10 protein-coding genes are annotated in these 24,286 nt (G+C 74.5%); 5 read left to right on the forward strand and 5 right to left on the reverse strand.

Annotation, left to right across the window (positions count from 1 at the left end):
* Positions 1-70: 70 nt before the first annotated feature.
* From V1J52_RS16430 to V1J52_RS16440, 3 genes are all read left to right on the forward strand, one after another.
* Positions 71-1,666 (forward strand): aspartate aminotransferase family protein, encoded by a 1,596-nt coding sequence (locus V1J52_RS16430; RefSeq protein ID WP_330140555.1) that lies wholly within the window; start codon positions 71-73, stop codon positions 1,664-1,666.
* A complete protein-coding gene (locus V1J52_RS16435; RefSeq protein ID WP_330140556.1) occupies positions 1,666-2,919 on the forward strand; it encodes a cytochrome P450 family protein in 1,254 nt (417 codons plus the stop codon). The genes V1J52_RS16430 and V1J52_RS16435 overlap by 1 nt, the downstream gene beginning before the upstream one ends.
* Positions 2,920-3,100: 181 nt before the next feature.
* Positions 3,101-3,865, forward strand: a complete 765-nt coding sequence (locus V1J52_RS16440) for an SDR family oxidoreductase (protein ID WP_330140557.1) — start codon at positions 3,101-3,103, stop codon at positions 3,863-3,865.
* A 143-nt stretch (positions 3,866-4,008) separates the two neighbouring features.
* Here the strand turns inward: V1J52_RS16440 and V1J52_RS16445 are convergent, their stop codons facing one another.
* From V1J52_RS16445 to V1J52_RS16460, 4 genes are all read right to left on the reverse strand, one after another.
* The gene (locus V1J52_RS16445; RefSeq protein ID WP_330140558.1) at positions 4,009-5,460 is read right to left on the reverse strand and encodes a flavin monoamine oxidase family protein; all 1,452 of its coding nucleotides are present in this window, start codon (positions 5,458-5,460) and stop codon (positions 4,009-4,011) included.
* A 230-nt stretch (positions 5,461-5,690) separates the two neighbouring features.
* A complete protein-coding gene (locus tag V1J52_RS16450) occupies positions 5,691-6,863 on the reverse strand; it encodes an acyl-CoA dehydrogenase family protein (protein ID WP_330140559.1) in 1,173 nt (390 codons plus the stop codon).
* 213 nt (positions 6,864-7,076) lie between these two features.
* Entirely contained in the window at positions 7,077-8,684 is a 1,608-nt protein-coding gene (locus V1J52_RS16455) for a GMC family oxidoreductase (RefSeq protein WP_330140561.1), read from the reverse strand.
* Between the two features lie 140 nt (positions 8,685-8,824).
* Complete coding sequence (locus tag V1J52_RS16460; RefSeq protein ID WP_330140562.1) at positions 8,825-9,232, reverse strand: YybH family protein; 408 nt, start codon at positions 9,230-9,232, stop codon at positions 8,825-8,827.
* A 494-nt stretch (positions 9,233-9,726) separates the two neighbouring features.
* On the opposite strand from V1J52_RS16460, the gene V1J52_RS16465 reads away from it, so the two are divergent.
* The gene (locus V1J52_RS16465; RefSeq protein ID WP_330140563.1) at positions 9,727-11,346 is read left to right on the forward strand and encodes an MFS transporter; all 1,620 of its coding nucleotides are present in this window, start codon (positions 9,727-9,729) and stop codon (positions 11,344-11,346) included.
* A gap of 218 nt (positions 11,347-11,564) precedes the next feature.
* Here the strand turns inward: V1J52_RS16465 and V1J52_RS16470 are convergent, their stop codons facing one another.
* Positions 11,565-11,978 carry a YybH family protein gene (locus V1J52_RS16470; RefSeq protein WP_330140564.1) on the reverse strand — a complete coding sequence of 138 codons (414 nt, stop codon included), beginning with the start codon at positions 11,976-11,978 and terminating at the stop codon, positions 11,565-11,567.
* A 249-nt stretch (positions 11,979-12,227) separates the two neighbouring features.
* On the opposite strand from V1J52_RS16470, the gene V1J52_RS16475 reads away from it, so the two are divergent.
* On the forward strand, positions 12,228-24,286 hold a 12,059-nt coding region (locus V1J52_RS16475; protein ID WP_443075845.1), incomplete at its 3' end, for a type I polyketide synthase.

The following is a 24,286-nucleotide window of genomic DNA, read 5'->3' on the forward strand; positions in this document are numbered from 1 at the left end:
CGCTACTCCTCTAGGGTCGCCACGGGTGCTCGGAATGCTGCCCGCAGGCGCCTGACGGATGGAGAAAGCAATGAATTCCCCTGCACCCGCACCGCGTTTCGCAGACGTGCACCTCACCAAGATGTACGGCGAGCTGGGAATCGCCCGTGAATACGTCCGCGCGTCCGGCAACACCTTGTGGTACCGCGACGAGGACGGCAGCGAGGTGGCCGTCCTCGACTACGTCGGCGGCTTCGGCTCCCTCCTCCTGGGTCACAACAACCCGGACATCGTCGCGCACGCCAGGAAGCTGCTGGACGAGCAGCGCCCGGTCCTCACCCTGTGGCTCGGGCACAGCCACGCGGACAAGCTCGCCACCGCGCTGAACACCATCGTCCAGCGCGAACTGGGCACCGACGAGCCGCACTACGCGATCTTCGCCAGCACCGGCGCGGAGGGCGTGGAGGTGGCCATCAAGCACTCCGAGCTGGAGCGGCAGGCCAGGATCACCGAGCTGTACACCGCGGTCGACACGCACGTCGAGGCGGCGCGCGCGGCCGTGGCCTCCGGCTCCGCCACCGTGCCGGACGCCGCCCGTGCCGCCGCCGGGCTGCCGTCCGGCGGTGACGCCTCCGGTTCCGCCGCGTTCGCCGAGCTGGCCGAGGCGCTGCACCGCCGGAACGAGGAGCGCCGCGCCACCGCGCCGCTGTTCCTGGCGCTGGAGCGGGCCTTCCACGGCAAGCTGACCTCCAGCATCCAGCTCACCTACAACCCCATGTTCCGCGGGCCGTTCAGCTCCCTGTCCGCCCAGGCCCGGTTCCTGTCCGCCGACGACCCCTCGCAGATCCGCAAGGCCGTCGAGAAGGAGCGGGTCCCGGTCCTCGACCTCGTGGTCGAGGGCGGCGAGGTCCGCGTCGTGGAGCGGGACTTCCCCGTCTTCGGCGGCTTCTTCCTGGAGCCGATCCGCGGCGAGGCCGGCATCCGTCCCGTCAGCGCCGAGTACGCCGCCGAGGTGCAGCGCGTCTGCGAGGAGACGGGCATCCCCGTCATCGTGGACGAGGTGCAGAGCGGCATGGGCCGCACGGGCGCGTTCTTCGCCGCCTCCCAGATCGGTCTGCGCGGCGACTACTACATCCTCGCCAAGAGCCTCGGCGGCGGGCTGGCGAAGTCGGCCGCCGTCCTGATCCGCGAGTCGCGCTACCAGAAGGACCTGGAACTGATCCACAGCTCCACCTTCGCCAAGGACACCTTCTCCACCCTCATCGCCCTCAGGACCCTCGAACTGATGGAGGAGGACGGCGGCCGGGGCTACCGCCTGGCCACCGAGCGCGGTGAGCGGCTGACGGCCATGCTGGAGGGTGTCAAGGCCGACTTCCCGGACATCGCCGCCGAGGTGCGCGGCCGCGGCCTGATGCTCGGCTTCGAGCTGCACGGCCGGCCCGACTCGCCCGCCCCGCTGATCCGGGAGCTGTCCGAGTCGGGCTCGCTCGGCTACCTGGTCTCCGCCTACCTGCTGCGGGAGCACCACATCCGCGTGCTGCCGACGGCCAGCTCGGGCCTCACCCTGCGGCTGGAGCCGTCCATCCAGCTCACCGACGAGGAGATCGACCGGATGGAGGCCGGCCTGCGCGGTGCGTTCGCACTCCTGCGCGCTGACGACGAACCGGCGCTGAAGGGTGAGGAGTGATGACCGCGTCCGGGACCTGCCCCTTCACCATCGACGCGTCGGGCCGTGACATCCACGGCGAGGCCGCGGAGCTGCGCAAGCGGGGCAGGATCACCGAGGTGGAGCTTCCCGGGGGCGTGGTGACCTGGTGGGTCACCGACCAGGCGCTCACCAAGCAGCTCCTCACCGATCCGCGCGTCTCCCGGGACACCTACCAGCACTGGCCGGCCTGGGAGAACGGTGAGAGCGAGCTGGCGCGGACGTGGCCGCTGGCGATCTGGGTCGCCGACCGCAACATGATCTCGGCCTACGGGGACGAGCACCGGCGGCTGCGCAAGCTGGTCGCCAAGGCGTTCACGGCCCGCCGCACGGCGGCGCTGCGGCCGCGGATCGAGGCCCTCACCGGCGAGCTGCTGGAGCGGCTGGGCACCTGGCCGGCCGACGAGGCGGTCGATCTGCGCGCCGAGTTCGCCTACCCGCTGCCGACCCAGGTCATCTCGGAGCTGCTCGGCATCCCCGACAGCATCCGCGACGAGCTGCTGACCTCGGTGCGGACCATGCTGCGGACCGACGTCTCCGTCGAGGAGGCCAGGTCCAACGAGGAGCGCATGTACGCCCTCCTCGCGGAGCTGCTCGTGATCAAGCGGGCGGAACCGGCCGACGACCTGACCAGCGGCCTCATCTCCGTGCGGGACGACGACGGCTCCTCGGGTCTGACCGAGAAGGAGCTGGTGGACACGATCCTGCTGATGTTCACCGCCGGCCACGAGACGACCGTCAACCTGTTGGACCACGCCGTCCACGCCCTCCTCACCCACCCCGAGCAGCTCGCGCTGCTGCGTTCGGGAGAGGTGCCGTGGGAGGACGCGGTGGAGGAGGTGCTGCGGCTGGAGGCCCCGTTCGCCAGCCTGCCGATGCGCTACGCCGTGGAGGACATCGACCTCGGGGACGTCGTCGTCCGGAAGGGGGACCCGATCATCGTCTCCTTCGCCGCGGCGGGACGCGACCCGCTCGTCCACGGCGACACCACCGACGTCTTCGACGTCCGGCGGGCGACCCGCAAGGAGCACGTCGCCTTCGGTCACGGGGCGCACCACTGCCTCGGGGCTCCGCTGGCCCGCCTGGAGGCGTCCGTCGGCCTCCCGGCGCTGTTCGCGCGGTTCCCGCAGATGGCGCTCGCGCGCCCGGCCGAGGAGATCACCCCCCTGGCGTCCTTCATATCCAACGGTCATGAGGAACTCCCCGTGCTCCTGGGGAGACCGCAGTCCGGATGAGCGGGCGGGCGGGTGCGCGGGGGCCGTCCGCCTCCGCGCACCCGCCGCCGTGTGTCCTCGGTCAGCGCTCGTGCCTCGTCCCGCCCCACACGGAACGAGGCACGAGCGGTGACGGCGAAGGCCGCACCACCAACAGCACCAGCCGACCAGCACAGGATGCTGGGCCGTCGAAGGGAAGTGCATGTCTGAGTACGCGGGCAAGAAGGCCGTCATCACCGGTGGTACGCACGGGATGGGCATGGCCATCGCGCAGGCGCTGCTGAAGGAGGGCGCCGAGGTCCTGGTGACCGGGCGCAGCGAGCGCAACATCGACGCGGCGCGTGCGGAGCTGGGCGACGAGCGGGCGCACGTGGTGCGGGCCGACGCGGCGTCCGTGGCCGACATCGACGCACTGGCCACCGAGGTGCGCGAGCGGCTGGGCTCCGTGGACCACCTGTTCGTCAACGCCGGGGTCGCCGTGCTGGGCCCGTTCGACGTGGTCACCGAGGAGGTCTACGACCAGCAGTTCGCCGTCAACACCAAGGGCGCGTTCTTCACGGTGCAGCGCCTGGCGCCCCTGCTGAACGAGGGGGGTTCCATCCTGTTCACCAGTTCGGTCGCCGACGCCGGCGGTACCCCGAACATGAGCGTCTACTCGGCCACCAAGGCGGCGCTCGTCGCGTTCAGCCAGTGCCTGGCCTCGGAGCTGCTGCCGCGCGGCATCCGGGTCAACACCATCAGCCCCGGCTTCATCGACACGCCGTCGATGGGCGTGGCCGGGATGAGTGAGGCCGAGCGCGAGGGCTTCCGGCAGCTCGGCGACACCCTCACGCCGATGCGCCGCCACGGTTCGATGGAGGAGGTGGCGCGCGCCGCGCTGTTCCTGTCCACCGGCGCGAGCTTCACGACCGGTGCCCGGTTCCCGATCGACGGGGGCCTCGCCCAGGGCATCCAGCGGGCGGAGTAGCGGTGCGGGCCCCGGAACGGGTCCGTGGTGAGCCACGGGCCGGACGGTGCCCGTCGGCGGCGTGGCCCCCGTGTGGCGGGCCACGCCGCCCAAGCGCCCGGAGGCCGGGCCCCGGACGGTGTCCGGGGCCCGGCCCGAGGGGATCAGACGAGCTGGGCGGCCTGTCCGGCCGCGCGGATGCCCGTCTCGATGGCGCCGTCGACGAAACCGTTCCAGCCGGTGGCGATGCCGTCGTTGGCGAAGGTGATCCGCCCGTGCGGGTGCTGCACGGCCGGCAGGTGGCGGAGGAGCTGGCGGGGTCGCCGCAGTGCCCAGCCGCCGAGCGCGAACTCGTCCGCGCCCCAGTTCTGCGCCCGCACGTCCACGACGCGCGCCCGGACGCCCATACGGGCCAGGGCGGCGGTGAGCTGGGCGTGGCTGGTCGGGTCGAAGCCCGGGTCCTCGGTGAAGCCGACGACGATCTGGTCACCGTTGTCCAGCGTGTGGTAGCTGAACAGGGTGGAGACCTGGTAGCCCTCGGCGCCGTGGGAGAGGAAGAAGTCGGAGTCGGTGGTGATCTGCGCCCAGAACTTGGTGGTGCGGGGCACGCCGCTCCCCTGGGTGGCCAGTTCGGCGTGCATCGGCGGGAGGCCGGGCGCGAACCTGATGTTCCGCCAGACGTTGGCCGGGACGGCGACGACGGCCGCGGGGGCCGTGAGGACCTTTCCGCTCCGGGTGATGACCTGCACCCGCCGCCCGTCGTCGGAGACGGTCTGCACGGGATTGTTGTAGTAGACCGGCGCCCCGGAGTCGGCCAGCATGGCGCGCAGCAGCCCGTACATGCCGCCCACGGGCGACTGCTGCATGAGCGTGTGCCAGCCCGCGGCGTCTCCTCCCGGCAGGGCCCACCACTGGGCCAGCGCGGTGAGGCCGCCGGTGTCGCTGTGCCCGCCGGAGTAGGAGGCGGTGGTGCCGCTCAGCCACAGGTTGTCCCGGGGCGAGAGCCGCAGCTGCCGCAGCCGGTCACCGAGGGAGAACGAGTCCACCCTGGCGACCAGGTGCTCCGCGTACAGCGGTTCCAGGGGGCGCGGGAAGTACTCGTCGGAACCGGCGAACAGCTTGGCGAGGAGGGTGTCGTTGTGCCCGAACGCCTCCCCCGCGTCGACTGTCTCGTAGCCTCCGCTCACGGCCGGGAAGATGGCCCTGTTGATGTCGACGCCGTCGATGGTGAGGCCGATGCCGTAACGATTCAGCTCTCTCATCACGAGCTGCTGGTCGTTGCAGAACCAGCCGGCGCCGAACTCGACGGGCTTGCCCGCCAGGGTGCCGGTCCAGGTGCGGCCGCCTATTCGGTTCCGCGCCTCGACGATGACCGGGCGCAGGCCGCGGTCCTTCAGTTCGCGTGCCGCGGTGACGCCGGCGTACCCGGCGCCGATCACGATCACGTCGTAGTCGGTCCGGGGACCCGGACGGGTGGACTCGGGCGCGGCCACCGCGGTCTGGCGGGCCGCGGCGGCGGAGAGCGCGCCGGTCGCCGCGACGGCGCCGGCCGTCTGCAGAACCCTCCGGCGCGTGACGTTCGTGCGGGACGGTGCGTCGGACTGTGATGTGTTCACGTGAACCCCGTTGTGGCTGAGTGAGTGGACGGACAGCGCCCGCGGTGCCGGGCGGGCGGCGGCGGTACGCCGCACGTCCCGGCATGCCGGGTCCACGCGTGCGGACACACGCGGACCCGGCCCGTCGGGGCGCTGGGGGTGGGGGGTTGGCCGTGCGCTGGGAGGGCCGGACGGCCCGGACGGGCCGTCCGGAGTTCAGAGGGCGGGCGTGCCGGCGTCGGGGCCGGAGGTCAGAGGATGGGCGTGTCGGCGTCGAGGCCGAGCAGGACCCTGCCCTGGACCTCGAGGTTCGTGCTGAGCAGCAGCAGGCCGTGCAGGGCCAGGCCCTGGGTGTCCCGGAAGAAGCGCTGCATCGGCACGGCGCGGGCGATCACCGACGCGCCGCTGGCCGTGTAGAGGGTCTCCACGGCCTCCTTGGCCAGGTGGATGGCGAAGGCGGTCTGCCCGCGTACGTCGGCCTTCTCGGCGTCGGTGGGCTGCTCGCCGGCGTCGGCGCGCGCCTGGAGCCTGCCGGTCACCTCGTTCAGCAGCGCGTTCGCCGCGGTGATCTTGTTGGCGGCCTCGGCCACCTGGATCTGGGTGAGCGGGTGCTGGGACTGGTCCTCGTAGGCGGTGTAGGTGATGGCGCGGCCCTTGACCCGCTCCAGGAAGAGGTCGTACGCGCCCATGGCGATGCCCACGTAGGCCGCGGCGCACGCGGTCATGACGTAGGAGAACAGGCCGTAGGCGCGGCCGGGGGTGACCTCGGCCGTGCGGCCGGCGGCGCTGTTCATCACCGCCTCCTCGTACCCGACGACCCGGTGGGCCGGCACGAACACGTCCTTGGCGGTGGAGGCGCAGCTCCCGGTGGCCCCGGCCGACGAGGTGTACCAGTCGTCAGCGATGGAGTACTCCGACATCGGGACGACGGCGACGGCCTCGCCGTGGGTGCCGTCGGGGTTCTCGACGATCGCCGCGGAGATGTTCCAGTCGGCGCCGCGGCAGCCGGAGTTGAAGCGCCACGTGCCGTTGAGGAGGTAGCCGCCCTCGGTCGGCGTCAGCGTGCCGCTCGGGGTGAAGCCGCCGGACACGCGCACCGAGCCGGTGGCGAACACCTCCTCCTGCGCCTGGTCGGAGAAGAGCGTGACGAGCCACGCCGAGGTCACCCAGACCATGGCGACCCAGCCGGTGGAGCCGCAGCCCCGGCCGATCTCCGCGAGCACGCGGGACTGGTCGGCCAGCGAGAGGTCGAGCCCCCCGAAGCGGGCGGGGACCGCGGCGCGGAAGACGTCCGCCTTGTCCATCAGGGTGATGTTCTCGTCCGGAATCCAGCGCTCCTCCTCGGCCCGCAGGCCGTTCTCACGGAGCTTGGGAACGATGTCCTTGACGGCGTCCAGAACGGACGCCAGGTCGGCGTGACTCATGGCCCGCTTCCTCCCTATCGGTGACAGTGGAATGCGCATACCGGCGGCATTTCGCGGCACCACGGCAGTACGGAGGCTGCGCAGACGACCGGCGAAACGACGGGCGGCGGGTGGGGAATTTCCCTCCCCGGAACGGGAAGGGTTCAGGCGGAAAAGGTAGTGGAACGGGAAAAGGGGATTTCCAGCCTCCGGTCATGCCGGAGTCATCGGTGCTCAGCCGCGGGCGTCCTCGGTGATCAGCTCGGCGGCCCGTTCCCCGACGGCCACGGCGTGCGCGTGCGTGTGCCCCCGGGGCACCCGCGGGATGACGGAGGCGTCGGCGACCCGCAGTCCGCGGACGCCGTGCACCCGCAGCCGCTCGTCCACGACGCTCCCGTCCGCTCCCGCGCTCGCCGCCCGCCCCATCCGGCAGGTCCCCACCGGGTGGAACAGCGTCTGGAGACCGCCGCCGGCGTAGGCGCCGAGGTCCGCGTCGGACAGCCCCGGCTTCCACTGCCCGAACGGACCGGCGACCAGCGGCCGCAGCGCGGCGGTGTCGAGGAGGCGCTCGACGAACCGGACGCCCGCCACCAGCCGGGGCAGGTCGGCGGCAGCCGTCAGGTACCCGGGGTCGATGACCGGGGGCGCGGACGGGTCGGGGCCGGCGAGCGTGACCCGGCCCGTGCTCTCGGGGCGCAGCAGGACGACGCCCGCCGTCACCCCGGGCTCCTCCCCGATGCCCTCCTCGGTGAAGGCGACCGGCGTCCAGATCAGTTCGAGGTCCGGGGCGCCGGGGCCCCCGTCGGAGCGCAGGAACGCCACGGCCTCGGCGATGTTCGACGTCAGCGGTCCCCGCCGGCTGCTCTCGTAGAGTTCGCGGGCCGCGTCCCCGGCCGCCCCGGCCAGCCCGGTCGGGGCGGTGGCGCGGACGGGCAGGTCGAGGATGACGTGGTCCTGGAGGTTCCGCCCGACGCCCGGCAGCGCGGAGCGGACGCCGACGCCCGCCTCGCGCAGGCCGGACGGGTCGCCGATCCCGGACAGCAGCAGGAGCTGCGGGGAGGCCACCGCACCGGCGCTGAGCACCACCTCGCGGCGGGCCGCGACCCGTTCGCCGTCGGCGGTCTCGACCGCCGACGCCCGCGGTCCGCCGGGTCCGTCCTCCAGCACGACGCGGCGCACCGCGGTGCGCGTGCGCACGTCCAGGTTGGGACGGTCCATGGCGGGACGCAGGTAGCCGTCCGCCGCGCTCCACCGCTCGCCGCCGTACTGGTTGAGCGGGGTGAGCGCGCAGCCGGTGCCGCCGGGCCCCGCGAGCCCGCCGCGCACCGGCGGCAGGCCCAGCTCCGCGCAGGCGCGCAGGAAGTCGGCGGTCGTGGCGTCGGGGTCGCGGGGCGGGGAGATCCACAGCGGTCCGGCGGTGCCGTAGGTGGCGCCCTCGCCGGGCTCGCCGGCCCAGCGCTCGGCACGGCGCATCGCGGCCCGGACGACGGGTGCCGACCAGCCCTCGCCCGCGGCGGCCGCCCAGTCGTCGTAGTCGGCGTCGTGCCCGGGGACCCACATCTGGAAGTTGATGGCGGAGGAGCCGCCGAGGGTGCGCCCGCGCGGCCAGTCGACCGCGCGGCCGTCCAGCCGGGGCTGGGGCGCGGTGGTGAACGCCCAGTCGCTCTCGGAGCCGAACAGCTCCACGGCCGCGAAGGGGACGCGCACGGCCGGGTCGTCGTCCGGGCCGCCGGCCTCCACGAGCGCCACCGTGACGTCCGGGTCGGCCGACAGCCGGGCGGCCAGGACGCATCCGGCCGAACCGGCACCGACGATGACGTAGTCGTACTCGCTGCGTTCCACGGGTCTCCCCCCGGGGGTGATCGGCGACTGGAGCGGGCGGCGCGGCCGGACCCGCCGGGCCCCGGGAGCCCGGGTGCCCGGCGGACCGGCCACGCGGCCGGTGTGTGCGGTGCTCGCTTGCTGGTGCGGGCCGGGGACCGTCAGACGGAGGGCGGGTCGCCGACCGGGCGGTCGATGGCCATCAGCCAGGTTCCGTCGGGCATCTGACGGAGCACGTCGGTGCAGGTGCCGTGGATCTTCACCCGCTCCCCGGCCTCGTCCACCAGCTCCAGGTCGAAGTCCACGACGACGAAGATGACGTCGCCGGCGCGGTAGGAGTACTTGATCCTGGAGTCCAGCGAAGGGCCGGTGGCCAGCAGCTCCTTGATGGCCTGCGTGCGCTCCGGGCCGTTCAGCGGACGACCGGAGAGGTTCGATATCGCGTCGTCACGGTAGAGCTGGTCGAAGATCGCCCCGCTGCCCGAGTTGAAGGCGCGGAGGAAGGCGTCGTTCTGGGCGTCGGGGTCGTCGGTGAGGACGATCTTCTGGAAATCGGTGTCTGCGGTCATGGTGTCGTGGCTCCCCACGTGTCGGGCTGGCTGCCGAGCCGGGCCGTCGAGCGTGCCCGGTCCCCCTGGTGCGTGCGGCCTCCCGGCGCCGTCCCGGGGGATGCGGCAGACGGGGAAGAACCGTCACCGGGGCGCGGCTCACATCCCCAGCGACGATATGCGGGGGCTTTCACGACGCGGTCACCGCGAGGTCACCCGAAAAGATCCGGCCAACTTCTCCGGAATTAGTTCCCGCACTCGTTTCCGATTTTCCCGTGCGGGATCAGGGAAGTGACTTCGCGGTGACCGTGACGAGACCACCGGCTTCCCGCGCGCGTGCACGATGGGATGTGAAATCAGGGTCCGGAAACGGGATGCGGCCGACCCGCATCACCGCGCCGCCGCCCGGAACCCGGGACCAGCGGGAAAACCGAGCGCCGACCACGCTCACGTTCCCTCCTCCGCAGCCGCCCGGTCCTCGCTCCACCGATGACAACCCAGAAGGGCCTTCGAGAATGACTACGCACGCACAGGCAAAGCCCGGCCTGCGAGCCGGTCCCAAGGAATGGCTCGGACTGGCCGTGCTGGCACTTCCGACGCTTCTCCTCTCGCTCGACGTCACCGTGCTGTTCCTCGCCCTGCCGCACCTCAGCGCGGACCTGGGTGCCAACAGCACCGAGTCGCTGTGGATCATGGACATCTACGGCTTCATGATCGCCGGGTTCCTCATCACCATGGGCACCCTCGGCGACCGCATCGGCCGCCGCCGGCTGCTCATCGCCGGTGGCACGGCCTTCGGCATCGCCTCGGTCCTCGCCGCCTACTCGACGAGCCCCGAGATGCTGATCGCCACCCGGGCGCTCCTCGGTATCGCGGGCGCCACCCTGATGCCCTCGACGCTGTCCCTGATCACCAACATGTTCCTGGACGCCAAGCAGCGCGGGCTCGCCATCGGTGTGTGGGTGAGCTGCTTCTCGCTGGGCATCGCCATCGGCCCCGTGGTCGGCGGCGTCATGCTGGAGAGCTTCTGGTGGGGTTCGGTGTTCCTGCTGGCCGTGCCGGTCATGGCGCTGCTGCTGGTGCTGGGCCCGATCCTGCTGCCCGAGTCGCGTGACGCGGAGGCCGGCCGCATCGACATCGCCAGCGTCCTGCTGTCCCTCGCCGCGATGATCCCGCTCATCTACGGCATCAAGGAACTGGCCAAGCACGGTCTGTCCGGTGCCGCCATCGCCACGCTGATCATCGGTGTGGCCTTCGCCGCGGTCTTCGCCGTCCGCCAGCGCCGGCTGGAGAACCCGCTGCTGGACCTGCGGCTGTTCAGCAACCGCAGCTTCACCGTGGCGCTCACCGTGCTGCTGCTGGGCCTGGTGACCATCGGCGGCATCTACCTGTTCGTCACCCAGTACCTCCAGCTCGTCGCCGACCTGTCGCCGCTGGAGACGGGCCTGTGGCTGCTGCCCGCCGCCCTGGCCATGACGGCGGCCTCCATGATGGCGCCGGGGCTCGCGCAGCGGCTGCGGCCCAGCGTGGTCGTCGGCGTCTCGCTGTTCATCTCGGCCGTCGGCTTCTTCATCCTGACCCAGGCGGACGCGGCCTCCGGCCTCGCCGTCGTCGTCACCGGCTTCGCCGTCCTCTACTTCGGCACCGGCCCGATGATGGCGCTCGGCACCGACCTGGTGGTCGGCTCCGCGCCGCCGGAGAAGGCCGGTTCCGCCTCCGCGATGTCGGAGACCGCGATGGAGATGGGCGTGGCCCTCGGCGTCGCGGCGCTCGGCAGCGTGGGCGCGGCCGTGTACCAGAGCCAGATCAACGGCTCGGTCCCCGCCGGCACCCCGGAGGCGGCGGCGGCCGCCGCCGAGGACTCGCTCGCATCGGCGTCCGCCGAGGCGGCGAACATGTCCGAGGGCGCCGCGACGGCGCTCCTGGAGCCGGCGCGTGAGGCGTTCACCAGCGCGCTCAACGTCGTCGGCGGGATCAGCGCGGTCGTGATCGCGCTGCTGGCCGTGCTGGCGCTGGTCGCCCTGCGCAACATCGGCGGCGGCGAGGAGCCCGGCGCCGAGGCGGAGGCGGACGCGCCCGTGGAGACGCCCGCGCCCGCGGGTGACCCGCTGGTCGCCGCTCAGCAGTCCAGCTGAACCGGGCACACAGCCGTGGGCGGTCCCCTCCGGGGCCGCCCACGGTCGTGTGCGCGGGCGGTCCCGCACCCTCCCGGGGGCGGCGCGGAACCGCCGCAGCCAGGCCCGGCGGGGCCGGGGACGGGTGCGGGTGCGGGTGCGGGTGCGGACAGCACGGTGCCCCCGCCGGGAGGAGACGGGGGCACCGGGTTCAGGGGCCGGACGGGAAAGGGCGTCGCTCAGTCCCGGAGGTGACCGGCGTCGCCGAACGGGTCGTCGATGGCGTAGCGCCACTCACCGGAGGCGTCACGGGCGAGGACGTCGAGGCCCACGCCCTCGTGGCTCTCGGTGTTGCCCTCGGGGTCCGTCGTGTCCATGGTCCACTTGACCACGAGCAGGGCGGTGTCGCCCGTCACGTACGCCTCGTGCACCTTGGCCTTCATGTGCGGCTTCATGGTGGTGACGAAGTTCGCGGTGTACTCGCGCCGGGCGGCGCCGCTGAGCGGCTTGCCCGGCTCCCAGACGGCCACGGCGTCTTCCGTGTACAGGGCGTTGACGCCGTCCGCGTCACCCGAGTTCAGGGTCCGCACGTAGTTCTCGAAGTGCGCCTGGACATCGGGCGTGATCGTACCGCCGGCCAGTTTTTCCGTCATGGTGAAACCTCTCCGTATTTTCCGTGGACACCACTTCCGTAGGGCACGTTAACGACGGGCGGGTCATTCCCACTTCACTTCCGGGTCTCGGCGGGCGGCATCCGGCCGGCGGGCCGCCGCACTGACTCCCCCGTTACTGCGCATTGACATCGCAACGGAGGTCCGCCGGTACCTTCGGACTCAGATTTCCGCGACAACCGAAACTCTCGCCAGGAAAAGGTTCTGAGTACCGAACCGGTCTTGAAAACCATGGAGAGGCAGCCGACCGTGAAGACGTCTGGGCACGAATCCGTGACAGCTGGCGCGCACCCGCGGCAGGACGATCCCATCGCCGTCGTCGGACTGTCCTGCCGCTTCCCGGGGGCCGCGGGCCCCGCCGCGTTCTGGGAACTGCTCAGCGGCGGCGCGGACAGCATCGCGGAGGCACCGGAGGGCCGGGGACCCGCCGGGCTGCGCGGCGGCTTCCTGGACCGGGTCGGCGAGTTCGACGCCGGGTTCTTCGGCATCTCACCCCGCGAGGCCGCGGCCATGGACCCGCAGCAGCGGATCGTCCTGGAGCTGGCCTGGGAGGCACTGGAGGACGCCGGGATCGTGCCGGGCTCCCTGCGCGGCAGCCGCACGGCGGTGTTCGTCGGCTCCCTGCGCGACGACTACACGAACCTGATGTACCAGCGCGGCACGCAGGCCATCACCCAGCACTCCATGACGGGCGTCAACCGGGGCGTCATCGCCAACCGGGTCTCCTACTTCCTGGGGCTGCGCGGCCCCAGCCTCACGGTGGACGCCGCCCAGTCGTCGTCCCTCGTCGCCGTGCACCTGGCCTGCGAGAGCCTGCGGCGGGGGGAGTCGGAGGCCGCCCTCGCGGCGGGCGTCAACCTGAACCTGCTCGGCGAGAACGCGGTGACCGAGGACCGGTTCGGCGCCCTGTCAGCCGACGGCGTCACCTACACCTTCGACGCCCGCGCGAACGGCTTCGTGCCGGGTGAGGGCAGCGGCGTCGTCGTGCTCAAGCCGCTCAGCCGCGCCCTGGCCGACGGGGACCGCGTCCACGGGGTGATCCGGGGCAGCGCGGTGAACAACGACGGCGCGACCGACGGGCTCACCGTCCCGAGCCCGGCCGCCCAGGAGCAGGTCCTGCGGGCGGCGTACGAGCGGGCCGGGGTGCGGCCCGACGAGGTGCAGTACGTCGAACTGCACGGCACCGGCACCCCGGTGGGCGACCCGATCGAGGCCGCGGCGCTCGGCGCGGCGCTCGGGGCCCACCGGGAGGCGGGCAGCGCGCTGCGCGTCGGCTCGGTGAAGACCAACATCGGCCACCTGGAGGGCGCCGCGGGCATCGCGGGCCTGATCAAGACGCTGCTGAGCGTCTCCCACCGGGAGCTTCCGGCCAGCCTCAACTTCGAGACGCCCAACCCGCGCATCCCCCTGACCGCGCTGGGTCTGGCCGTGCAGGCCGAGCACGGGGGCTGGCCGCGCCCGGACCGGCCGCTCGTCGCGGGCGTCAGCTCGTTCGGCATGGGCGGGACGAACTGCCACGTCGTCGTCTCCGAGGTGCCGCGCGAGGCGGTCGCGGAGGAGGACGCACCGGCCACCCGGCCGGCCGTGCTGCCCTGGGTGGTGACGGGCCGGGACGACGCGGCGCTGCGGGCCCAGGCGGAGCGGCTGCACCGTTACGCCGAGGCCCGTCCGGAGCTGTCGGTCACCGACGTCGGCTGGACACTGGGCACGGCACGCACGACCTTCGACGCCCGGGGTGTCGTGGTGGCCGCCGACCGGGCGGGCCTGCTGGACGGTCTCCGGGCGCTCGCCTCGGACCTGCCGTCGGCCGGTGCCGTCCGGGGGCAGGTGGGTGAGGGCCGCCTCGCCTACCTGTTCACGGGTCAGGGGAGTCAGCGGATCGGGATGGGCCAGGAACTGGCCGAGACGTACCCCGTCTTCGCCGACGCCTACAACGCCGCCCTCGACCTCCTCGACCCCGGCGTCCGACACGCCATCACCACCGGGGAAGGACTCGACCGCACCGAGAACACCCAGCCCGCCCTCTTCGCCATCGAAACCGCCCTCTACCGCCTGCTGGAGAGCTGGGGACTGCGCCCCGACTACCTCGCCGGACACTCCATCGGCGAACTCGCCGCCGCCCACGCCGCAGGCATCCTCACCCTCCGCGACGCCGCCACACTGGTCACCGCCCGCGCCCAGCTCATGCAAGCCCTCCCCCAGGGGGGCGCCATGATCGCCATCCAGGCCACCGAAGAAGAAATCACCCCCCACCTCACCGACCACGTCACCCTCGCCGCCCTCAACGCCGCCAACTCCCTCGTCATCTCCGGCGACAGCGACCAAGCCCACACCATCGCCGACCACTTCACCACCCTGGGCCGCAAAACCAAACAACTCACCGTCAGCCACGCCTTCCACTCCCCCCACATGGACGGCATGCTCGACGCCTTCCACCAGGCAGCCACCCACCTCACCTACCACCCACCCACCATCCCCATCATCTCCACCGTCACCGGAGCCCTCACCACCATCGAGCTCACCGACCCGGACTACTGGACCGACCAGATCCGCCAGCCCGTCCGCTTCCACCACGCCCTCACCACCCTCACCGAACACGGCGTCACCACCACCCTCGAACTCGGACCGGACGCCGTGCTGTCCGCCGCGGCCGGTGGCTTCGACGAGCTGACCGCCGCGCCGCTGCTGCGCGCGGGCCGTCCCGAGGCGCAGACGGCCGTCACCGCGCTGGCCACGGCGTTCGCCGCCGGTGCCGACGTGGACTGGTCCGCCCTGTACGAGGGCACCGGCGCGCGGCGCACGGAGCTGCCCGGCTACGCGTTCCAGCGCCGGCACTACTGGCTGGACACCTCGGGGACGCCCGACCTCGCGGCGTCCGCCTCCGGCCCCGCCCCGGCGGCGGACGCCCCGGCGGACGCCACCGGTGCGGCGGAGTCCGCGCCGAGGGGGGCGCTGGGCCGGGAGCTGGCCGCGCTGCCGGAGGCCGAGCGGGAGCGGTTCGTCACCGACCTGGTGCACCGGCACGTCGCGGCCGTCCTGGAGTACGGGCCGCAGGACCGCGTCGCGCCCCGGACGCCGTTCCTGAAGCTCGGCTTCAGCTCGATGATGACGACCGAGCTGCGCCGCGCGCTGGTCCGGGCGACGGGTCTGGACCTGCCCGGCGGCCTGCTCTTCGACCACCCCACACCCGAGGAGCTGGTGCGCTTCCTGACGGCGGAGCTGCTGGGCACGGCCGCGGACGACGGCGGCCACGCGGCGGCCGGCGCCGACGCCGAGCCGATCGCCATCGTCGGCATGGCCTGCCGCTACCCCGGCGGGGTGTCCTCGCCCGAGGAGCTGTGGCGGCTGGTGGCCGAGGGCGGTGACGCCGTCGGCCCGTTCCCCGACAACCGCGGCTGGCCCGCCGACCTCTACGACCCGGACCCGGACCGGCCCGGCCGCAGCGCCGTGCGCCACGGCGGGTTCCTGCACGAGGCGGGCGAGTTCGACGCCGCGTTCTTCGGCATCGCCCCCCGCGAGGCGCTGGCCATGGACCCGCAGCAGCGGCTGCTGCTGGAGACGGCCTGGGAGGCCGTCGAGCGGGCGGGCATCGACCCGGAGGCGCTGCGCGGCAGCCGCACCGGCGTGTTCGTCGGGGCGACGGCCCTGGAGTACGGGCCGCGCATGTCCGAGGCGCCCGAGAGCGTGCAGGGCAACGTGCTGACCGGCTCCACCGCCAGCGTCATGTCCGGGCGCATCGCCTACCAGCTCGGGCTGATCGGCCCGGCCGTCACGGTGGACACCGCCTGCTCCTCCTCGCTCGTCGCCCTCCACCAGGCGATCCGCTCGCTGCGGTCGGGCGAGACGACGATGGCCCTGGCCGGTGGCGCGACGGTGATGGCCTCGCCGGGCATGTTCACCGAGTTCTCCCGGCAGCGCGGCCTGGCCCCCGACGGGCGCTGCAAGTCCTTCGCGGCCGGTGCGGACGGCACCGGCTGGTCGGAGGGCGTGGGCCTGCTGCTGGTCGAGCGGCTGTCGGACGCCCGCCGCAACGGTCACCGGGTGCTGGGGATCGTGCGCGGCTCCGCCGTCAACCAGGACGGCGCGTCCAACGGCCTGACCGCGCCGAACGGCCCCTCCCAGCGCCGCGTGATCCGCGACGCCCTGGCCGACGCCCGGCTCACCCCGGCCGACGTGGACGCCGTCGAGGCCCACGGCACCGGCACCAAGCTCGGCGACCCCATCGAGGCCGAGGCGCTGCTGGCCACCTACGGGCAGCAGCGCGAGGGGGACGAGCCGGTCCACCTCGGTTCGCTGAAGTCCAACCTCGGGCACACGCAGGCCGCCGCGGGCGTCGGCGGCGTCATCAAGATGGTGCAGGCCATGCGGCACGGCGTGCTGCCGAGGACCCTGCACGTGGACGAGCCCTCCCCGCACGTGGCGTGGGACAGCGGCGCGGTGCGGCTGCTCACCGACGAGCTGGCCTGGCCCGAGACGGGCCGGGCGCGCCGGGCCGCGGTGTCCTCCTTCGGCATCAGCGGCACCAACGCGCACGTCGTGCTGGAGCAGGGCGACGAGCCCGCCGGGCAGACCGCCGCGGAGCCCGCCGGGACGTCCGCCGGTGAGGCGCCGGACCGGGAGCCGTCCGCGCTGCCCGTGCCGTGGGTGCTGGCCGCCCGGGACGAGGCCGCCCTGCGCGCCCGCGCCGCCGGGCTGCGCGACTTCGCCGCCGCCCGCCCCGGGCTGGACCCGGCGGCCGTCGGACGGGCGCTCGCCACCTCCCGCACCGCCTTCGAGCGCCGCGCCGTCGTCCTCGGCACGGACCGGGACGCGCTGCTGGCCGGTCTGGACGCGCTGGCCTCCGGCGCCGGGGCCCCGGCCCCGCACACCCTGGTCACCGGGGACGCCACGGACGCCGGGCGCACCGCCTTCCTCTTCACCGGCCAGGGCGCCCAGCGGATCGGCATGGGCCGCGAGCTGTACCGCACGCACCAGGTGTTCGCCGACGCCCTCGACACGGTGCTCGACGCGCTGGACCCGCACCTGGACCAGCCGCTCCAGGACGTCATGTTCGCCGCCGAGGGCAGCGCCGAGGCGACGCTCCTGCACCAGACGACGTACACCCAGCCCGCCCTGTTCGCCGTCGAGGTGGCGCTGTACCGGCTGCTGGAGCACCACGGCACGACGCCCGACCTGCTGGCCGGTCACTCGATCGGCGAGCTGGCGGCGGCGCACGTCGCCGGGGTGCTGTCGCTGCCCGACGCGGCGCGGCTCGTCGCGGCGCGCGGCCGTCTCATGCAGGCGGCCCGCCAGGGCGGCGCCATGATCGCGGTGCAGGCCACCGAGGAGGAGGTGCTCGCCTCGCTCGCGGACGCCGGGCCCTCCGTCTCCGTCGCCGCCGTGAACGGGCCCTCGTCCGTCGTCGTCTCCGGCGACGCGGACGTCGCGGAGGCCGTCGCCGCCGACTGGCGGGAGCGGGGCCGCAGGACGCGCCGGCTCTCCGTCAGCCACGCCTTCCACTCCCCCCACATGGACGAGGTGCTGGAGGAGTTCCGCGAGGTCGCGGCGGGGCTGGACTTCCAGCCGCCCGCGCTGCCGATCGTCTCCACCGTCACCGGGCGCACCGCCACCGCCGCCGAGCTGACCGACCCCGGGTACTGGGTGCGCCAGATCCGTGAGGCGGTGCGCTTCCTGGACGCCGTCCGGGAGCTGGCCGCGCAGGGCGCCACGGTGTTCGTGGAGGTCGGCCCCGACGCGGTGCTGACCGCGCTCGCCCAGGACGCCTTCGCCGACGACGACCGCGCGGGGCGGATCACCGCCGTGCCGCTGCTGCGGCGCGACGAGCCGGAGACGGCGACGCTGCCCGCCGCGCTGGCCCAGGCGTACGCGGCCGGGGCCCGGCTGGACGTCGCCTCCCTCACCCCCGCCGAGCCGGACGCGGTGGCCGCCGTGCTGGCCGGGCTGCCCACCTACCCGTTCCAGCGCGAGCACTTCTGGCTCGCGCCGCAGACCCGCACGGACGCCCGCAGCCTCGGCCTGGACCCGGCCGGACACCCGCTGCTGGGCACGTCGGTGCGGCTGGCTGAGCGGGACGACGCCGTCTTCACCGGCCTGCTGTCGCTGGAGACGCACCCGTGGCTGGCCGACCACGCCATCACCGGCACCCCGCTGGTGCCCGCCACGGCCTTCCTGGAACTGGCCGTCGCGGCCGGGCAGCGGATGGCGCTGCCGCAGGTGGAGGAGCTGACGCTGGAGGCACCGCAGCCGCTGCCGCGCCGCGGCGCCGTCCGCGTCCAGGTGGCCGTGGGCGGCCCGGACGGCACCGGGGGCCGCCCGTTCACCGTCCACGCCCGCCCGGACACCGGGGACGACGGAGCGGCGGACGGCGGCTGGACCCGGCACGCCGCCGGTGTGCTCGGCCCGGCCACCGCGCAGCTTCCCGCCGCGCCGACGGCGTGGCCGCCCGCCGGGGCGGAGCCGGTGCCGCTGCCGGACGGCTACGCCCGGCTCGCGGACCTCGGCTACGACTACGGACCGGCCTTCCAGGGCCTGCGCGCCCTGTGGCGGGACGGTGACGAGCTGTTCGCGGAGGTCGCCCTGCCCGACGCGGTCGCCGAGAGCGCCGAGGCGTTCGGCGTCCACCCGGCGCTGTTCGACGCCGTGCTGCACCCGCTGGTGCTGACCGCCGCCGACCCGGCGGACTCCGGCCGCATCAAGCTGCCCTTCGCGTGGACGGGCATCACCGTGCACGCGACCGGGGCCGCCGCGCTGCGCGTGCGGGTCTCCCCCGCGGGGGCCGACGCGTTCTCCGTCGAGCTGGCCGACCCCACCGGTGCGCCGGTCGCCTCCGTCGCCTCGATCACCCTGCGCCCCGTCGCCAAGGACCGGGTGCCGGGCGCGGACGACGGCGGCGGGCTGCCGATGTACGGCGTCGAGTGGCCGGTACTGCCGGGCGTGCCCCCGGCCGACGGCGGGTTCGACACCGCCGACGGCCCGGAGTGGGCCGAGACGGACGGCACCACCCTGGCCGGTGTGCCCGACGGGACGGACACCCTCGTCCTGCGGGTGCGCCCCGGCGGCGCGCGGCCCCCGGTGCACACCGTGCTGCGGACCGTCCAGGAGTGGCTGGCCGACGAGCGGTTCGCGGACGGGCGCCTGGTGGTCGTCACCTCCGGCGCCGTCGCGGCGCTGCCCGGCGAGGACGTGCCGGACCAGGCGTCGGCCCCGGTGTGGGGCCTGGTGCGCTCGGTGCAGTCGGAGCACCCCGGCCGCCTCGTGCTCGCCGACCTGGACGCGGAGGCCGACGACGCGCTGCTCGCCGCGGCGCTGGCGGCCGGCGAGCCCCAGCTCGCCCTGCGCGACGGCGCGGTGCACGTGCCGCGCCTGGCCCGCGTCACCGCCGCGCGGACCCCCGCCGCGGACGCCTCCGGGCCCGAGGCGGCCGGTGCCGCCGACGCGGCCGGGACCGCGCGCCGGGTCCTCGACCCCGACGGCACCGTCCTCGTCACCGGCGGCACCGGCGGTCTCGGCGCGCTGTTCGCCCGCCACCTCGCCACCGCCCACGGCGTGCGCCACCTGGTGCTCACCTCCCGGCGCGGCCCGGACGCGCCCGGCGCTGCCGCGCTCGTCGCGGAACTGGCCGAGGCCGGGGCCGACGCCGCCGTCGTCGCCGCCGACGCCGCCGACCGGGACGCGCTCGCCGCCGTCCTGGCCGGGGTGCCGGACGCCCACCCGCTGACCGGGGTCGTGCACACCGCCGGCGTCCTGGCCGACGGCACCGTGGAGGCGCTCAGCGCCGACCAGCTCGACACGGTGCTGCGGCCCAAGGCCGACGCGGCCCACCACCTGCACGAACTGACCCGGGACGCCGGCCTGGCCGCGTTCGTCCTGTTCTCCTCCGTCTCCGGCATCACCGGCACGGCGGGGCAGGCGAACTACGCCGCGGCCAACACCGCGCTGGACGCGCTCGCCGCGCACCGCCGCGCCCACGGCCTGCCCGCGACGTCGCTGGCCTGGGGCCTGTGGGACGCCACCCACGGCATGGGCGGCAGCCTCGGCGAGGAGGACCTCGCCCGCTGGGCCCGCGCCGGGATGACGCCGCTCACCCCCGAGCAGGGCCTCGCCCTGTTCGACGCCGCGCTGGGCGGCGACGCGGCGCTGCTCGTGCCCGTCAACCTGGACGTGGCCCGGTTGCGGGCCGCGTCCGACGAACCGGCCGCCGTCTACCGGGGCCTCGTCCCGCCGCGCCCGCGCCGGGCCGGGCGGGCCGCCGCCGCGGCGGAGGGCGGCTCCGCCTGGGCGGCGTCGATCGCCGCGCTGGCCGAGGACAAGCGCGCCGACGCCGTCCTGGAGACCGTCCGGTCCGCCGTCGCCGCCGTGCTCGGGCACGCCGACGCGTCCGCCGTGGACGCGGACCGGGCCTTCAACGCCATCGGCTTCAGCTCCATGGCCGGGGTGGACCTGCGCAACCGGCTCACCGCGACGACCGGCCTGCGGCTGCCCGCGACGGCGATCTTCGACCACCCCTCGCCCGCCGCGCTCGCCCGCTACCTGTACGGCCGCGTCGACGTGCGGCCCGCGGGGAAGCCCGCGCGGGACAAGCCCCGCTCCCGGGGGGCGGCGGACGAGCCCATCGCCATCGTCGGCATGGCCTGCCGCTTCCCCGGCGGGGTCAGCTCGCCCGGGGAGCTGTGGGACCTCGTCGCCGACGGCGTGGACGCGGTCAGCGAGTTCCCCGCCAACCGGGGCTGGGACGTGGAGCGCCTGTTCGACCCGGACCCCGAGCACACCGGCACGTCCTACACCCGGCACGGCGGGTTCCTGCACGACGCCGACCTGTTCGACCGGGAGTTCTTCGGCATGTCGCCCCGCGAGGCGACCGCCACCGACCCGCAGCAGCGGCTCCTGCTGGAGACGGCCTGGGAGACGTTCGAGAGCGCGGGCCTGGACCCGGCGACCGTGCGCGGCAGCAGCACCGGGGTCTTCACCGGCGCCATGTACGACGACTACGCGTCCCGGCTGACGGCCACCCCCGAGGAGTTCGAGGGCTTCCTGCTCGCCGGGAACCTCTCCAGCGTCCTGTCCGGGCGGCTGTCCTACACCTACGGGCTGGAGGGCCCGTCGGTGACCGTGGACACGGCGTGCTCCTCGTCGCTGGTCGCCCTGCACCTGGCCGCGAACGCCCTGCGCGGCGGCGAGTGCGACCTCGCCCTGGCGGGCGGCGTCACCGTCATGTCGGGCCCGAGCACCTTCGTGGAGTTCTCCCGGCAGCGCGGGCTGTCCACCGACGGGCGGTGCAAGTCCTTCGCCGCGGCGGCGGACGGCACCGGCTGGTCCGAGGGCGTGGGCCTGCTGCTGGTCGAGCGCCTCTCGGACGCCCGCCGCAACGGTCACCGTGTGCTGGCCGTCGTGCGCGGCACGGCCGTCAACCAGGACGGCGCCTCCAACGGGCTCACCGCGCCCAACGGCCCGTCCCAGGAACGCGTCATCCGGCAGGCCCTGGCCAGCGCCCGGCTCACCCCGGAGGACGTGGACGCGGTCGAGGCGCACGGCACCGGCACGACGCTGGGCGACCCCATCGAGGCGCAGGCGCTGCTGGCCACCTACGGCGCCGACCGGGACGCCGACCGCCCGCTGTACCTGGGTTCGCTCAAGTCGAACATCGGGCACAGCCAGGCGGCGGCCGGGGTCGGCGGCGTCATCAAGATGATCGAGGCCATGCGGCACGGCGTGCTGCCGAGGACCCTGCACGTGGACGAGCCCTCCCCGCACGTGGACTGGGAGGCGGGCGGCCTGTCCCTGCTGACCGAGGCGCGCGCGTGGCCCGAGACGGACCGGCCCCGGCGGGCCGGGGTCTCCTCGTTCGGCATCAGCGGCACCAACGCGCACGTCATCATCGAGGCGCCGCCCGCCGAACGCGCCACCCCGGCGCCCCCGGCCCCGGTGCCCGCCGCCCCGGCGGGATCCGTCGCCTGGCTGGTCTCCGCGCGCGGCGAGGCCGCGCTGCGGGCGCAGGCCGACCGGCTGCACCGGTACGCCACCGACCACCCCGGGTACCGGCCGGACGCGATCGCGCTGGCCCTGGCCACCGAGCGGGCGGTCCACCCGTACGGCGCGGCCGTCCTGGGCCGGGACACCGCCGAGCTGCTGTCCGGCCTCGCGGCGCTGGCCCGCGGCGAGTCGGCCCCGAACGTGGTGCGCGGCGGGACCGCGCAGGACGGCAAGGCGGGCAAGACGGCGTTCCTGTTCACCGGGCAGGGCAGCCAGCGGCTCGGCATGGGCCGCGAGCTGTACGTCTCCCAGCCGGTGTTCGCGGCGGCGCTCGACGAGATCTGCGCCCACCTCGACCCCCGGCTGGAGCGGCCGCTCAAGGAGGTGCTGTTCTCCCCGGACGGCTCGGCCGACTCCGCGCTCATCGACCAGACGTCCTTCACGCAGGCCGCGCTGTTCGCCGTCGAGACGGCCCTGTACCGGCTGCTGGAGCACTACGGCATCACCCCGGACTACCTGCTGGGCCACTCCATCGGCGAGGTCACCGCCGCGCACGTCGCGGGCGTGCTCGACCTGCCCGACGCCTGCACCCTGGTGTCGGCGCGCGGGCGGCTCATGCAGGCCGCCCGCGAGGGCGGGGCGATGGCCGCGATCGAGGCCGCCGAGGACGACGTGCTGGCCACCCTGGAGGGCCGGGACGGCACGGTCGCCGTCGCCGGCGTCAACGGGCCGCGCTCCACGGTGATCTCCGGCGACGAGGCCGTCGTCGAGCAGATCGCCGAGGAGTGGCGCGCCCGGGGGGCGCGGACCAAGCGGCTGCCGGTCAGCCACGCCTTCCACTCCCCCCACATGGACGAGGTGCTGGAGCAGTTCGGGTCCGCGATCGCGGACCTCACGTTCCACATGCCGCGTGTGCCGGTCGTCTCCAACGTCACCGGAGCCCTCGCCGATCCGGCCCGGCTCACCTCACCGGACTACTGGGTCCGGCACATCCGGGAGGCCGTCCGCTTCCTCGACGGCGTGCGCGCGCTGCGGGACGAGGGCGTCACCGAATGGGTGGAGCTGGGTCCGGACGGCGTGCTCACCGCGCTGGTGCGCGGTGCCCTCGACGACGGTCTCGGCGTGGTCGCCCCCGTCCTGCGCCGGGGCCGTCCCGAGGACGAGACGGTGGCGGCCGTCCTCGCGCAGCTCCGGCTGCGCGGCGCCCGGCCCGACTGGTCCGCCGTCCTCCCCGGCGCCCGCCCGGTGCCGCTGCCGACCTACGCCTTCCAGCACGAGCGCTACTGGCTGGAGGGCCCGGCGACCCCCGGCGACGCCGACGGTCTCGGCCTCAGCTCCGCCGGGCACCCCCTGCTGGGGGCGGCCGTGCCGCTGGCCGACCGGGACGGGCACCTGTTCACCGGGCGGATCTCCCGCGCCACCCACGCGTGGCTCGACGGGCACGCCGTGCTGGACACCGTGCTGCTGCCCGCGACCGGGCTGCTGGAGCTGGCCGTCCACGCCGGGGACCGGGCCGGTACCCCGCGGGTGGCCGAGCTGACCCTCGCCGCGCCCCTGGTCCTGCCCGCCCAGGGCTCGGTGCGTCTCCAGGCCGCCGTGGGCGAGGCCGACTCCGGCGGGCAGCGCCCGCTGGAGATCTACTCCCGCGCCCAGGAGGGCGAGTGGGTGCTCAACGCGAGCGGCTCCCTCGCCCCGGAGGAGGACTCCGAGCAGCCCGAGGGGCTGACCTCCTGGCCCCCGGCGGAGGCGACGGAGGTGAGCCTCGACGGCGCCTACGACCGTCTCGCCGCACTCGGTTTCGCCTACGGGCCCGGCTTCCGGGGCCTGCGCCGGCTCTGGCGCGGCACCGCGTCGGACGACGTGTGGGCCGAGGTCGAGCTGCCGGAGGAACTGCGCGGGGACGCCGGGGCGTTCGCCCTGCACCCGGCGCTGCTGGACGCCGCCCTCCACCCGGTGCTGCCGGGCGTCGTCACCCAGGACGGGCCGCCGCTGCTGCCCTTCGCCTGGTCGGGCGTGCGCGTGCACGCCGAGGGCGCCTCCGTGCTGCGGGTCCGCCTGGCCCTCACGGGCCTGGGCACCGACACGGTGGAGGCCGCGCTGACGGTGGCCGACGGCACCGGTGCCCCCGTCGCCGAGGTCGAGTCACTGCTGCTGCGCCCGCTCGCCCCGGAGGCGCTGCGCGCGGCGGCGGCCACCAGCCGGGAGGGTCTGCTGCGGGTGGAGTGGTCCCCGCTGGCGGACGCCGCCGTGGGTGACACGGCGTGGGGTGTGCTGGACGAGGGCGGGCTGGACGCGCTGACCGGGGACGGTACCGCCCCCGC

The sequence above is a fragment of the Streptomyces solitudinis genome (assembly GCF_036323765.1).
Taxonomy (GTDB): domain Bacteria; phylum Actinomycetota; class Actinomycetes; order Streptomycetales; family Streptomycetaceae; genus Streptomyces.